Below are 13,976 nucleotides of genomic sequence, written 5' to 3'. Positions count from 1 at the left end.
CGTTGGGATTATTGTTTGCTATTTAAACGATTGCTCGACGACGATACGGAACTACATGGGCATTACACGCCAAGCAGCTCGGTCAATACCGGCATCTTGGCTTCCAGTTCGGATGCAGCGAAGGTCTCGACGATCTGACCGTGCTCCATCACATAAAACCGGTCCGCCAGCGGCGCGGCAAACCGGAAATTCTGCTCCACCATGACGATGGTGTATCCCTTCGCTTTCAAGGTGGTGATCATGCGCGCCAGGCCCTGCACGATGACGGGCGCCAGGCCTTCGGAAATTTCATCGAGCAGCAGCAGTCGCGCGCCCGTGCGCAGGATGCGCGCCACGGCCAGCATCTGCTGCTCCCCGCCCGACAATCGCGTGCCCTGGCTGTGGCGGCGTTCCTGCAAGTTCGGGAACATGGCGTAGATTTCCTCCACCGACATGCCCTTCTCGCCGCTGGCCAGGGTCGGCGGCAGCAGCAGATTTTCCTCGGTCGACAGCGACGAGAAAATACCGCGCTCTTCAGGACAATACCCGATGCCCAGGTGGGCGATTTTGTGCGTGGCCAAACCTATCGCTTCGGCGCCGTTGACTTTGATGGAACCCGTGCGCGCGCCCGTCAGCCCCATGATGGCGCGCAAGGTGGTCGTGCGGCCGGCGCCGTTACGGCCCAGCAAAGTCACCACCTCGCCCTGCTCCACTTTCAGGTTCACGTCGTGCAGGATGTGCGATTCGCCATACCAGGTGTGCAGTTGCGTAATTTCCAGCGCGGGTGCGCCGCCATTCACTTGTGTCGCCATCAATGCGCCCCTTCCAGTTCGGCGTGGGTGGTGCCCATGTACGCTTCCATCACTTGCGGATTGCGCGACACTTCCGCGTAACTGCCCTCGGCCAGCATGGCGCCGCGCTGCAGGACGGAAATCTTGTCGCAGATGCCGGAAACCACGCTCATATTGTGTTCCACCATCAAAATCGTGCGGCCAGCCGACACTTTCTTGATCAGTTCCGTCACGCGGTGCACGTCTTCGTGGCCCATGCCTTGCGTCGGTTCGTCGAGCAGCATCATTTCCGGTTCCATCGCCAGGGTAGTGGCAATTTCCAGCGCCCGCTTGCGTCCGTAGGGCATGTCGACCGTGATGGTGTCGGCAAACTCCGTCAGGTCGACCTCGGCCAGCAAGGCCATGGCGCGGTCATTGAGCTGGTTCAAGGCGCGTTCGCTTTGCCAGAAGTGGAACGAGGTGCCGAGCTGGCGCTGCAAGCCGATGCGCACATTCTGCAGCACGGAGAGATGCGGGAAGACGGCGGAAATCTGGAAGGAACGGATCACGCCCATGCGCGCGATCTGGGCCGGTTTGGCGGCCGTGATATCTTTCCCATTGAACAGGATCTGTCCGGATGTGGGGACCAGGAATTTGGTGAGCAAGTTGAAACACGTGGTCTTGCCGGCGCCGTTAGGACCGATCAAGGCGTGGATATGGCCCCGCTCTACCTTCAGGTTCACTTCGCTCACGGCGGTGAAACCCTTGAATTCCTTGGTCAAATTTCTTGTTTCCAAGATTACGTTTGACATCGTGTCTCCTAGTTGTACTTTTTGTACTACTTAGTCATTTTTATAATACACAACTTAAATTTAACGCACAATACAGTATAACTACGGGGATTTTTCGCCAGTCCGAATGGCGCAAACTCGCACGCTTGCCCGGCTATTTCCAGGCCGCGTGTATCATTTGCGCCGCTTTTTCCGCGATCATCACGGTGGGCGAGTTCGTATTACCAGAAGTAATGTACGGCATGATCGACGCATCGACGACGCGCAAACCAGCCACGCCGATCACGCGCAGCTGGCTGTCGACCACGCTCGACGCATCGCTGGCCAGGCCCATGCGGCAGGTGCCCACGGGGTGAAAGATGGTGGTGCCGATCTGGCTGGCCGCCTGCGCCAGCTCTTCCTGGCTCTGGAATTGCACGCCAGGCTTGTATTCCTGCGGCGCAAATTTTTTCAGGGCCGGCGCGGCGGCGATGGCCCGCGTCAGGCGCAAGGCGTCGGCCGCCACGGCGCGGTCCTGTTCGGTACTCAGGTAATTGGGCACGATCTTCGGCGCCGCATAACTGTCGGCCGACGCGATCTGCACATGGCCGCGCGACGTGGGGCGCAGATTGCAGACGCTGGCCGTAAACGCGGGAAACGCGTGCAAGGGCTCGCCGAATTTGTCCAAGGACAAGGGCTGCACGTGATATTGCAGGTTTGGCGTGGCTTGCTGCGGGTCGGACTTGGCAAACGCCCCCAGCTGAGACGGCGCCATCGACATGGGCCCGCTCTGGAATAGCGCATATTGCAAGCCGATCTGCATTTTTCCCACGATATTGCTGGCCATCACGTTCAAGGTCTTGACGCCCTGGACTTTAAAGACCATGCGCAGCTGCAGGTGGTCCTGCAAATTGCCGCCCACGCCTGCCGAGTCCAGCACGGGCGTGATACCGTGTTCGCGCAGCAAGGCGGCCGGGCCGATGCCGGACAATTGCAGCAATTGGGGTGAACCGATGGCGCCCGCCGTCAATAAAGTTTCACGCCGAGCCGTCGCCTGCCACTGCGTGCCGCCGCCCGTCAACACGATGCCCGTGCAGCGCGGCCCCGTTTCCGTCGTTTCCAGTAATAAGCGTTCCACGTGGCAACCCGTCATGATGGTCAGATTCGGGCGCCGCGATGCCGGTTTCAAAAACGCTTTCGAGGTATTCCAGCGGATGCCGCGGCGCTGGTTGACGTCGAAATACGCGCTGCCGCTATTATCTCCGCCATTGAAATCGCTGGTTTTCGGGATGCCGACCTGCTGCGCCGCATCGCGGAAAGCATTCAAAATATCCCACGACAGCCGCTGTTTTTCCACGCGCCATTCGCCGCCCGCGCCATGGTTTTCCGAGGCGCCGCCGTAATAATCCTCGCTTTGTTTAAATAGCGGCAAGACTTTGTCCCAGCGCCAGGAAGCGTCATCCGTCAGGTCGGCCCAGTGATCGTAATCGCCGGCCTGGCCGCGCATATAGATCATGCCGTTGATGGACGAGCTGCCGCCCAGCACTTTGCCGCGCGGATACATCAGGCTGCGTCCGCCCAGGCCCGCGTCCGCCTGCGTGGAATACAGCCAGTCCGTGCGGGGATTGCCGATGCAATGCAGATAGCCGACGGGGATGTGGATCCACACATAATCGTCCTTGCCGCCCGCTTCCACGAGCAAAACACTGGCATCCTTGTCGCTCGTAAGCCGGTTGGCCAGCACGCAACCTGCCGTGCCGCCGCCCACGATGATGTAGTCGTATTCGCCTGCCGATTCCAATGAAGCTCCTTTCGGTATGCCATCAAGCTGTCGCGCGGCGTGTCTCCCCGCCCCGTTCCGCTACCAGAGTCTGTCTTTCTTCGTGCATGCATGGCTGCTGAGCCGTATTGAGATTACCACCAGTGCCGGGCCAGGGCGACATTAATCGTGGCAAGCGATAGGAAAAAACGTCAAGGCAAGCCCAAAAAACCGGGCAAAACAGGGGCTCCGAGCTGTGGATAACCGTATGGATATCCACAGGTACGATATGTGAGTAAACGAAATTTTTTTTGGATGACTTTTTTTTATCCCAAAACCATCCCGGGCAGATACAACGCTTACTCAGCGCTTATCCGCACGCCAAGCGATTGTTTACAAGGATAAATCGGGACTTATCCACAGAAGATGCCGCCGTTAACTACTATTACTATTCTTGTATACGAACTTGTTAAGGTAAACCCGACAACGCGCGCTTTGCCTGCCCTTCGCCTTCGGGAAGGTTCGCAAGCCTGTCTTCAAAAAAAACCGCCGAACTGCTTTGGCTGACAAAAAAAAATCCAGCCAACAACTGAGCAACGAAAACCGGCGCGGCCGGCATCACGCGCACAGCACTGCCAAACCGTTTTGCAAAATAGAAACGTCAACCGGCTTGAGCAGGCACAGTGCCAGCAAGCCATTCAGTGTCGAAAAGAGGGGGTATTTGAAGCGATTGTGGATAAGTCACTTGATATCCACAGGATGACTTGTGAGTAAACACGAAGTTATGCGCAGGTCCGCATTTTATACAATTTTGCTCCTCGCGTGATACAGCGATTATTCACGCTTTATTTTGCACGTAAACGGTTGATCCTGTTGAAAAAAAGTGACTTATCCACAGAAAAAAACGCGTTTACTATTACTACTATTTTTATATATAGATCTATTGTAAACCGACAAAAAAAGCGGAAGTCCGAGGATATTTCCAAAAAGCATGCAAAAAGCATCAAAAAAAAAAAGCCAACGGCGACAGCCCGACCCACTGCCAAACCGTCTACCAGGAATCACCTGGACGCCAATGTTCGCGAAAGAACAGCGTTCGTGATCGCTCAACATGCATTGCCAGACAGGGATCCATACACGCAAATCCCGTCAAACATGTCACTGCAGCAAGAAAAAACGCGATTTTTGCTTGGTGATGTGGATAAGTGCCTGCATATCCACAGGATGAGATGTGGGAAAAGTCGATCTTTGTCCACAAGCCAATTTTTATCCCAAACAAGTCCTCCGTAGATACAATGCTTGTGCGCCTACTTTTTTGTGCGCTAAGTCGATGATTTTTAGACGGTATACCGACTTATCCACAAAAAAATGGCCGTTTACTATCACTACTATTTTTATGTATACATCTTTATTTAAAACACAGAGACAAACGCACACGGTGGAAAAGTCGCCTGAACGGCTGTTTTCACCCTGTAAACCGTTTTGCAATGCAAAAAACCTGTAAAAACAGCATGAATTCACACAAAAAAATGCGTTTAGGCATCATCAGTGCCTTGCACGAAGAACAGCAGGGGCTGGTAGAAGCCATGCAAGGCCCCCAGAGGCGTTCGCACGGCATGCGCGACTACACCCTGGGAACCCTGTGGAATATCGACGCTGTGTGCGTCCTGTCGCGTCTGGGCAAGGTTGCCGCTGCCATGACAGCTTCTATCCTTGTGGAAAAGTACGGAGTTACCCACATCGTCTTCACCGGCGTGGCCGGCAGCGGGGATAAACACGTGAAAGTCGGCGATATCGTCGTGGCGGAATCGTTGCTGCAACACGATATGGACGCCCGCCCTCTGTTTCCCCGCTTCGAAGTGCCGCTGACGGGCTTGCAGCGCTTCGCCACGGATCTGGAACTGAGCACGCAACTGGCTGGCGCCGCGGAAGATTTCCTGCGCGACGATGTTTCCAGCGTGCTCAAGGCGGCCGATATCGTGGAATTCGGCTTGCAGCACGCGCAGGTGCACCGCGGCCTGATCGCCAGCGGCGACCAGTTCATCAGCAGCGCCGCGCATATCAAGCAGCTGAAAGCGGATATCCCGGACTTGCTGGCCGTCGAAATGGAAGGCGCCGCCGTGGCGCAAGTGTGTTTTGAACTCGGTGTACCGTTTACGGTCATGCGCACCATTTCCGACAACGCGAATGAGGAGGCCGCCGTCGACTTCATGCGTTTCGTGCAATCCGTCGCCTCGCCGTATGCGTTGACGGTGATCCAGCAATTGTGCCAGCGCCTGGCCGGCTGATTTTTCAGCTAGCGTGCATAAAAAAAGGGCAGAACCACTGGTTCTGCCCTTCCTTGTTAACTACCTGATTAAAATTTAGACACTTAACATCATTAAACTGGCGTTACCACCCGCCGCCGTCGTATTCACGCACAGCGCCCGCTCAGCGACGAGGCGCCACAGGGGGATGGCACCGTCCTGCGTGGTGGCGATGGTGCCCACCAGGGCCCCTTCCCGCGCCGCCAGCAGCGGTTTGAGCTGGCCATCGAGACTCGGCTCGATCATGGCGATCTGGAAATCCTGCTTGACCGACTCCAGGCTGCTGACGATCTGGATGCGGTCTTTCAGCGCCGCCGGCAAGTCGGCCGGGATCAACTCCGGCGCTTGCGCCAACACCAGAGCCTGGTTGCCCGTCGCCAGTACGGCTGCCAGCTGGTTCATCAAGGTGCCGGAGGTGGCTGCCGCGCACAGAATCGTGCCCCGTGCGGCAAAGCTCAGGGTGTTGCGCTCGCCCGTCGGGCCTGGCAAGACGGTGGTGCTGCCCAGCAAGGTGGTGCGCGCGTATTCCTGCGCCAGTTGCTCGACCTTGTCGTGGCCATGCATCTTGGCCCACACGGTCAGCGCATCGAGCGCGGGCGGCGCCTGGCGCTGGTGCTGCGCGCTGGCCGGCGCATTGCGCTGCAGGCGTTTCAGATACAGGGGCCCGCCCGCCTTCGGACCGGTGCCCGATTTGCCTTCGCCGCCGAACGGCTGCACGCCGACGACGGCGCCGACGATGTTGCGGTTGACATAAATATTGCCCACGTGCGCGCGCTGGGTGATGAAATCGATGGTTTCATCGATGCGCGTATGGATGCCCAGGGTCAAGCCGTAACCGCTGTCGTTGATCGATTGCACCAGTTGCGGCAGTTCGGCCCGCTTGTAGCGGATCACGTGCAGCACGGGGCCGAAGACTTCCTGCGTCAATTGCGCCAGCGACTTGATTTCCAGCACGGTCGGGGCGACGAACGTGCCTTTGACGGTCGGCAAATCGAGCGAATAATGGTCGATGGCCATGGTTTTCATCTTGTTGATGTGGGCCAGCAAGTTACTTTGCGCTTCCGCATCGATGACGGGACCGATATCGGTGGCCAGGCGGTCAGGATTGCCAACGCGCAATTCCTGCATGGCGCCTTTCAGCATGTGGATAGTCTTGTCGGCGATTTCCGCTTGCAGGAACAGCACGCGCAAGGCCGAGCAGCGCTGGCCGGCGCTGTCGAAAGCGGACGACATCACGTCCTGCACCACTTGCTCCGGCAAGGCGGACGAATCGACGATCAGGGCATTCTGGCCGCCCGTTTCGGCGATCAGGGGAAGGTCGATGCCTTCGGCCACGGCGCGCGCGGCCAGGTTGCGGTTGATCAATTGCGCCACTTCCGTCGAACCCGTGAAAATCACGCCTTTGACGCGCGCGTCATTGCACAGGCCGGCGCCGACGACTTCTCCGCTGCCGGGCAAGAATTGCAGCGCGCCGCGCGGCACGCCCGCCGCGTGCAGCAATTGCACGGCGCGGTGGGCGATCAGCGGCGTTTGCTCGGCCGGCTTGGCCAGCACCACGTTGCCGGCGGCCAGGGCGGCGGCCAGTTGGCCCGTAAAGATGGCCAGCGGGAAATTCCATGGGCTGATGCAGGTGACGGGACCGAGCGCCAGGGTGTTCGGCGCGTGTTCCACCTGCGCCGCGTAGTAGCGCAGGAAGTCGACGGCTTCGCGGATTTCCGCAATGGCGTTCGGCAGCGACTTGCCCGCTTCGCGCACGGCCAGGGCCATCAGCTCGATATGATGCTCTTCGAACAGGTCGGCCGCGCGTTGCAACGCTTGCGCGCGCAGCGATGGTTCCGTGGTTTGCCAATCCATGGCATACGCGCTGGCGCTGGCCAGCGCCGTTTCCACGTCGGCCGGACCGGCTTCCATGACCTTGCCCACGACATCGTCGTGCTGGGCCGGGTTGTGCAGCATGTGCGTGGGGCCGTTCAGGCTGACGGCGCCATCGATCAGCGGCGCTGCCTGCCATTGTTGCTGCTGGGCCAGGCCGGTGGCCAGGGTGCGCAAGGTGTCTTCATTCGACAGGTCCAGACCGGCCGAGTTCCTGCGCTCGCTGCCAAACATGTCCAGCGGCAACGGAATCGACGGGTGCGGCAAGCCGCCCTGCAGGCGTGCCTGCTCGAGGGGATCGCGGATCAGGCTATCGATGGCCACGCTTTCGTCGACGATCTGGTTGACGAACGACGAGTTGGCGCCGTTTTCCAGCAGGCGGCGCACCAGGTAGGCCAGCAGGGTTTCATGCGAGCCGACGGGCGCGTAGATACGGCACGGCTTGTCGAGGTTGTCGGGGCCGACGACCTGGTCGTACAGGGTCTCGCCCATGCCGTGCAGGCACTGGAATTCGTAGTCGGTGATGCCGTCGCGTTTCGCCCAGGTGTAGATGGTCGACAGGGTTTGCGCGTTGTGCGTGGCAAATTGCGGGTAGATCAGGCTGCTCGCGGCCAGCAGTTTTTGCGCACACACGAGGTAAGACACGTCCGTGTAGACCTTGCGCGTGTAGACGGGATAGCCTTCCTGGCCATCGACTTGCGCGCGTTTGACTTCCGCATCCCAATACGCGCCCTTCACCAGGCGCACCATGAACTTGCGGCCGCTGCGGCGCGCCAGGTCGATCAGGTAATCGATGGCAAACGGGCAGCGCTTCTGATACGCCTGCACCACGTAGCCGATGCCGTCGAAGCCGGCCAGGTCCGCATCGAAAGCCAGCGCTTCCATCAGGTCGAGCGACAGTTCCAGGCGGTCCGTTTCTTCCGCATCGATGTTGAAGCCGATGTTGTACTGTTTTGCCAGCAACAGCAGCGCTTTGACCTTTGGCAACAATTCTTCCATGACGCGGGCGCGCTGGGCGCGGCTGTAGCGCGCGTGCAGGGCCGACAGTTTCACGGAAATGCCGGGGCCGTTGCGGATGCCGCGCCCGTTCGAGGCCTTGCCGATGGCGTGGATCGCCGTTTCGTACGAGGCGTAGTAATTGGCCGCGTCGGCTTGCGTCAGGGCCGCCTCGCCCAGCATGTCGTACGAGTAGCGGTAGCCGCGGGTTTCATTCTCGCGGCTGTTTTTCAGCGCTTCTTCGATGGTCTGGCCCGTCACGAACTGGTTGCCCAGCATGCGCATGGCCAGGTCGACGCCCTTGCGGATCAGCGGTTCGCCGCCTTTGGCGATGAGCTTGGTCATCGCTGAACCGAGGCCCGATTCGCTGCTGGTACTGACCAGTTTGCCCGTAATCAGCAAACCCCAGGTGGCCGCGTTGACGAACAGCGACGGCGATTCACCCAGGTGTTTCTTCCAGTCGCCCTTGCTGATTTTGTCGGCGATCAGACGGTCGGCCGTTTGACTGTCGGGTATACGCAACAGCGCTTCAGCCAGACACATCAATGCAACACCCTCTTCCGACGATAGCGAGAACTCGTGCATCAGTGCATCGACGCCGGACGCGCGTGTGCGTTTTTGGCGCACGTTCGACACCAGGCGGTGCGCCAGCGCTTGTCCTTCGGCCGTCGTTTCGGTGCTGCTGGGGCGTACCTGTTGCAACAGCCACTGCACGGCGGAAACCTCGTCGCGCCTATAGGCGGCAGTGATGGCGGCGCGTTGGGGTGTCGCTTCGGGCAGGATTTCTGCCTGGAACGCAGCAAAAGGAATCGGGGTAAAAGCCGAGGGGCCTGCAGGGTGCATAAGTGCTCTTTACAAGGAAAAAGGGGACGAAAACTGACGTAATTCTTGCTCTTTTTTGGTGCAAAAAAATACAGAAAGTCGGACGTTAAGATGATTCGATTGTAAAGGGGATTCTTATGGATTAATTCTGGTAATACAGGGGACTAGCAATAGATAGTTTTTGATGCGACAATTTAACCAAATAATATTAATTTGGGGGTGATGGTAATGCTGGACAAGATCAGTAAGAAAATCTTGATGGAATTGCAGAGCGATGGACGCATCAGCAATGTGGAGCTGGCCGCGCGCGTGAACCTGTCGCCGGCCGCCTGCCTGGAGCGCGTGCGCAAGTTGCACGAATCCGGTTACATCATGGGCTATACGGCCCAGTTGAACCCGCAGCTGCTCGACGTGTCGCTGCTGGTGTTCATCGAAGTGGTGCTCGATCGCACGACACCGGAAGTGTTCGACGCCTTCAAGCATAGCGTACAAATCATTCCAGAGGTACTGGAATGTCATATGGTCGCTGGCGGTTTCGATTACCTGGTCAAGGCGCGCGTCAAGGACATGGCTGCCTACCGCGAATTCCTGGGCAAGACGCTGTTGCAGAAAGGTGTGCGGGAAACCCACACTTATGCCGTCATGGAAGAGGTCAAAAACACCACCAAATTGCCGATTAAGTGACCTCGGTGTAGCCGCCCCACTTTTCTGATTGAGCTATCGGAACAAATGTTGTAGGGTAGAACTACAATTCTGCTATCCGGTAGCCGCCTGAAACGCCGCGCAGACGGTAACTTCAGGGTGCACAGTGGGCAATCGTGCCCATCCGCATACGGTTACAGCACGTCCCCTCGGCGGGGACGTGACGGGTTCGCGCAGCGGGGGACAAATGAAGCAGTTGCAGCATCAGCTGGTGCGTTTCTTTGTATTCACGATCCTGGCCATGGCCGTCGCCTGTTGCCTGGCCTATCTGCTGCTGCTGTCGGGCGGCGACCATCCGTATCTGATTGCCTGCGTGGCGGCCGCCATCGGCGCCGCGCTGCTGGCGTTTGCCGGCCGTCCGCGCGGCGAGCCGGGCTTGCACCAGTTTGCCGACACGGTGGGCAACGCCATCGATGCCATCATGATCGGCGCGGCGGAAACCTCGTATTTTGTCGATTCCGTCAAACAGAAGGTGGAACTCGACGTGCGCACGGCCAGCGACATCGCCGACAGTTCCGGACAGAACGCCGCGATGACGGAAAAGATCGCCGCCAATGCGGAACGGGCCGCCAAGGTGGCCGCCGGCGTGCGCGTGGAAAGCGTGGCGGCGCGCGCCGAAGTGGACCAGGGCTTGCGCCGCATCAATAGCGCGCGCGAGGAAGCGCAAGGCGCGTCCAGCAACATGCTGAGCCTGCAGGAAAAATCCAAACGCATCACGGGCTTTACGGAAGCCATTTCCGATATTTCCGCGCGTACCAATTTGCTGGCGCTGAACGCCGCCATCGAAGCGGCGCGCGCCGGCGAACACGGGCGCGGTTTTGCCGTGGTGGCCGGGGAAGTGCGGCAATTGGCGCAGCGCACCAAGGAAGCCTCCGATGAAATCAGCGTGATGGTGCGCGAAATCAATGAACAGGCGGAAAAAGCCGCGCGCGGCATGAGTTCGCTCGCGGCCGGTGTCACGGAAGCGGCGCGCAATGTGGAAAGCGTGCATGCCTCACTCAGCCATATCGAGCAGTCATCGGGCGAGTCCGAGGACGAGATCGGGCAGATCGCCCGCGCCTCGCGCGAACACGTCGATACGACGCAGCTGATCGCCGATGCCATCCTGCAAATCCGCGACAGCATGCTGTCGACGAATGCCGAATTGCCGCGCGCCACGCAGTCGGCCATGGCCCTGGCCGAGCGGGCCGAAGCGATCGCCGGCGCCCTGGGCGAATCGAGCGTGGCCACGCCGCACGACGAGATCCGCGAGGCGGCCCAGCGCGCCGCGCGCGAGGTGGGCAAATTGTTCGAGCAAGCGATCGCGTCGGGCCGCATCACGCGCGAAGCCCTGTTCGACCGGCACTACCGGCCCATCCCGAATACCAATCCGCCCAAGCACAACACGAAGTTCGATGCATTTACGGACAAGGTGCTGCCGGACCTGCAGGAAGGCGTGCTGGCGGCATTGCCCCACCTGGCGTATGCGGGCGCCGTCGACAACAATGGATATTTTCCAACGCACAACAAGAAGTTTTCCCAGCCGCTGACGGGAGATTACGCCACCGATATGGTGAATAACCGCACCAAGCGCATCTTCAGCGACCGTACGGGCAAGCGCTGCGGCAGCAACACCAAGCCCTTCCTGTTGCAAACCTATAAACGCGATACGGGCGAAGTCATGCACGATTTATCCGTGCCCATCCACGTCGAGGGCAAGCACTGGGGCGGTTTTAGAATTGGTTATCGCTCCAGCAGCCATGCATGAAAAAAAAAACGCCTGATGATTCATCAGGCGTTTTTTTTCTGGTGCTGGCAGATCATTTATTCAATATGCGGTTTCGGCGCCACGCCGCCGCCGGCCGCCGTGGCCGTCCGTAACGTGGGCGTGTTCATGCTTTCCAGGTGGTTGCGCAGCCACTTGTGGGCGGGGCTGCGGGCGTCGCGCTCGTGCCACAGCATGTCCAGGTGGACGGCCGGCAAGGTCAAGGGCAAATCCTTGTACAGCAGGGATTCCGTCATGCCCGTCGAGGCGATCAGATGGCGCGGCAAGACGGTGATCAGGTCGGAATTGGCGACGACTCTGCCGGCCGTGAAGAACTGGTTGACCGTCAGCAAGATGCGCCGCTCGCGGTGGATCTGCGACAGCGCTTCGTCGATCAAGCCATGCGCGCGGCCGGAAAAGCTCACCAATAAATGGTTCGCCGCGCAATAGTTATCAAGGGTCAATTCCTTGTCGGCCAGCGGATGGCCGCGCCGCATCACGCATACATATTTGCCGGAATACAGGCGCTCGTGGCGGATGGGCGAACCCGTTTCGCTCGACAATTGCGCCGCCACGCCGGGAAAGAAGCCCACGGCCAGGTCGATGTCGCCGCGCAGCAGCATCGGACGTGGCTCGCGCGTGGTCAGCGGCATCATGCGCACGTTGACGCCCGGCGCTTCCCGTTCGATCGAGCGCATCAGGGAGGGCAGCCAGAAGGCGGCCGTCGCATCGGCCATGGCCATGCGGAAGGTGGCATGCGTTTTCGACACGTCGAAGGTTTCCGGCGTGACGGCCGCTTCCAGGCTGGCCAGGGCCGAGCGCACGGACGGCCACAGCGCTTCGGCGCGGGGCGTGGGTTTCACGCCATATGCCGTGCGGATCAGCAATTCGTCACCGAGGCTTTCGCGCAGGCGTTTGATGGCGTTCGATACCGCCGGCTGCGTCATCGCCAGGTGGCCCGCTGCGCGCGTCAGGTTTTGTTCCGTCATGACGGCGTCGAAAACACGCAGCAAGTTCAGATCCAGCGTCAGAAAACTCATGGAAAGCCCAAGATAAAAGTTGAATTCAGATATTTAGTTAAGAGTGTAAACCGCGCCGGGCACGAATATTTTCACTCGTAAAAAAATATTACAGTTTTCCATTCACGATTCATATAATTGGTATCAAGAAATGGAATTAGATTTATATGTTGCACTGCACTATAGTACTGGCAAATTCTATAATGCACTGGAACAGTATGTCTACCTTCGCCTCCGCCCTGTACGCAGTATCCGCACCCGTGCTGGAGATTTCCCTGCTGAACGCCCTGCAACTCGTGCTGGTGATCGTCGCCGTGGGCGCGTTTGCCCTGCTGTTCAAGCCATTGCTGGTGGGCATCGCCCGCGCCATGGTGCTGGTGGTGCGTCCCAAGCTGAGCCGCGAAGAGCGTTTGGCGCGCCAGCAGATGCGTGAAGCGCAAGCCTTGCAACGCACTCTGGGCAAGATGGACGGCGTGTCGCCAAGCAATGCCGCCGAATTGCGCGCCCTGTCGACGCGTGCCTGAGCGAGCAACTGTTGCAAAATGACAAGCCGGCCTGCGCCGGCTTTTTTTACGCCTGCCGCCAGCCGATTACGCCATATCGCCCAGCAAATGCGCGCGCAATAGCGTGTCGGCCGGATGGGCGCCGATCCAGATTTTCAGCAGTGCATTATAAAAAGCCAGGTCCGGCACCGTGTCGCCCACCTGTTTGCCGTTCAGCTTGCACAAGGTGCCCTCTTCCGGCAGCCAGTCCACGGTGAGAATGTCGCCCTTCTTCAGGCCGGGCACCATGGCGAACATGGCGCCGAATTGCATCGTTTGGCTCAGCAGGCGCGTGCGGTCGGCCTGGTCGGAACTGCGCTTCAAGCCCTGCATGAACGCCTGTCCCAGCTCGTCGGAGGTGATATTGCGCAGCATGACGATTTCCAGACGGCGCGGCCCGGGCAGCGCCAGGATATCTTCCAGCTGGGTTTTCTTTTCCGGCAGGTACAGCGCGATCGTGTAGACCTTGAAGATGACCTTGTAGCGCACGCCGGCACCGTTGAGTTTCAACTCGCGGCTGGCCAGCTGCACCGTGTCGTCCAGCTTGACGCCGCCCACCTCGACGGCCAGCGCCGCTTGTGCCAGGGCGGCGCACAGGCAGGCACAAGCCAGGGAGCGGCCGAAACGGGATGTGCTTATTTGCATCTTCTGCCTCCGTGGAGAAACATGGGCTGTGGATAAGTCCGCACAAGCAC

10 protein-coding genes are annotated in these 13,976 nt (G+C 59.2%); 4 read left to right on the top strand and 6 right to left on the bottom strand.

The window, feature by feature from the left end:
* Positions 1 to 62 precede the first annotated feature (62 nt).
* The 3 genes from IGS61_RS13790 to IGS61_RS13780 form a co-directional block, all read right to left on the bottom strand.
* Complete coding sequence (locus IGS61_RS13790) at positions 63 to 791, bottom strand: ABC transporter ATP-binding protein (protein WP_230540103.1); 729 nt, start codon at positions 789 to 791, stop codon at positions 63 to 65.
* Positions 791 to 1,561, bottom strand: coding sequence for an ABC transporter ATP-binding protein (locus tag IGS61_RS13785; protein WP_035823437.1), 771 nt, complete (start codon positions 1,559 to 1,561; stop codon positions 791 to 793). Before IGS61_RS13785 ends, IGS61_RS13790 begins: the two co-directional genes overlap by 1 nt.
* Before the next feature lie 133 nt (positions 1,562 to 1,694).
* On the bottom strand, positions 1,695 to 3,320 hold the full coding sequence (locus IGS61_RS13780) for a GMC family oxidoreductase (RefSeq protein WP_230540102.1): 1,626 nt from the start codon (positions 3,318 to 3,320) through the stop codon (positions 1,695 to 1,697).
* Positions 3,321 to 4,789: 1,469 nt separating this feature from the next.
* Here IGS61_RS13780 and IGS61_RS13775 point away from each other — a divergent pair.
* Positions 4,790 to 5,566 carry a 5'-methylthioadenosine/adenosylhomocysteine nucleosidase gene (locus IGS61_RS13775; protein WP_230540101.1) on the top strand — a complete coding sequence of 259 codons (777 nt, stop codon included), beginning with the start codon at positions 4,790 to 4,792 and terminating at the stop codon, positions 5,564 to 5,566.
* A 75-nt stretch (positions 5,567 to 5,641) separates the two neighbouring features.
* On the opposite strand, the gene putA is transcribed toward IGS61_RS13775, so the two are convergent.
* Positions 5,642 to 9,295: a trifunctional transcriptional regulator/proline dehydrogenase/L-glutamate gamma-semialdehyde dehydrogenase gene (gene putA, locus IGS61_RS13770; RefSeq protein ID WP_230540100.1), complete on the bottom strand. Its 3,654-nt coding sequence runs from the start codon at positions 9,293 to 9,295 to the stop codon at positions 5,642 to 5,644.
* Between the two features lie 207 nt (positions 9,296 to 9,502).
* Between putA and IGS61_RS13765 the strand changes: the two genes are divergently transcribed.
* Entirely contained in the window at positions 9,503 to 9,958 is a 456-nt protein-coding gene (locus tag IGS61_RS13765) for an Lrp/AsnC ligand binding domain-containing protein (protein WP_010393827.1), read from the top strand.
* A gap of 205 nt (positions 9,959 to 10,163) precedes the next feature.
* Complete coding sequence (locus IGS61_RS13760) at positions 10,164 to 11,723, top strand: methyl-accepting chemotaxis protein (RefSeq protein WP_230540099.1); 1,560 nt, start codon at positions 10,164 to 10,166, stop codon at positions 11,721 to 11,723.
* Positions 11,724 to 11,779: 56 nt separating this feature from the next.
* On the opposite strand, the gene IGS61_RS13755 is transcribed toward IGS61_RS13760, so the two are convergent.
* Entirely contained in the window at positions 11,780 to 12,760 is a 981-nt protein-coding gene (locus IGS61_RS13755; protein ID WP_034752642.1) for a LysR family transcriptional regulator, read from the bottom strand.
* Between the two features lie 197 nt (positions 12,761 to 12,957).
* Between IGS61_RS13755 and IGS61_RS13750 the strand changes: the two genes are divergently transcribed.
* A complete protein-coding gene (locus IGS61_RS13750; RefSeq protein WP_070218913.1) occupies positions 12,958 to 13,263 on the top strand; it encodes a hypothetical protein in 306 nt (101 codons plus the stop codon).
* 66 nt (positions 13,264 to 13,329) lie between these two features.
* On the opposite strand, the gene IGS61_RS13745 is transcribed toward IGS61_RS13750, so the two are convergent.
* A complete protein-coding gene (locus IGS61_RS13745) occupies positions 13,330 to 13,926 on the bottom strand; it encodes a chalcone isomerase family protein (protein ID WP_230540098.1) in 597 nt (198 codons plus the stop codon).
* Between the last annotated feature and the right edge of the window lie 50 nt (positions 13,927 to 13,976).

Origin of the sequence: Janthinobacterium sp. FW305-129 (assembly GCF_020858115.1) — a bacterium.
Lineage (GTDB): Bacteria > Pseudomonadota > Gammaproteobacteria > Burkholderiales > Burkholderiaceae_D > Janthinobacterium.
This window is presented reverse-complemented; position numbering and strand designations above follow the sequence as displayed.

Bases quoted from the DNA above. Each gene is read 5' to 3' on its own strand.
- IGS61_RS13760 (WP_230540099.1), top strand. From the start codon at position 10,164: ATGAAGCAGTTGCAGCATCAGCTGGTGCGTTTCTTTGTATTCACGATC.
- IGS61_RS13785 (WP_035823437.1), bottom strand. From the start codon at position 1,561: ATGTCAAACGTAATCTTGGAAACAAGAAATTTGACCAAGGAATTCAAG.
- IGS61_RS13790 (WP_230540103.1), bottom strand. From the start codon at position 791: ATGGCGACACAAGTGAATGGCGGCGCACCCGCGCTGGAAATTACGCAA.
- IGS61_RS13775 (WP_230540101.1), top strand. From the start codon at position 4,790: ATGAATTCACACAAAAAAATGCGTTTAGGCATCATCAGTGCCTTGCAC.
- IGS61_RS13750 (WP_070218913.1), top strand. From the start codon at position 12,958: ATGTCTACCTTCGCCTCCGCCCTGTACGCAGTATCCGCACCCGTGCTG.
- putA (WP_230540100.1), bottom strand. From the start codon at position 9,295: ATGCACCCTGCAGGCCCCTCGGCTTTTACCCCGATTCCTTTTGCTGCG.
- IGS61_RS13765 (WP_010393827.1), top strand. From the start codon at position 9,503: ATGCTGGACAAGATCAGTAAGAAAATCTTGATGGAATTGCAGAGCGAT.
- IGS61_RS13745 (WP_230540098.1), bottom strand. From the start codon at position 13,926: ATGCAAATAAGCACATCCCGTTTCGGCCGCTCCCTGGCTTGTGCCTGC.
- IGS61_RS13755 (WP_034752642.1), bottom strand. From the start codon at position 12,760: ATGAGTTTTCTGACGCTGGATCTGAACTTGCTGCGTGTTTTCGACGCC.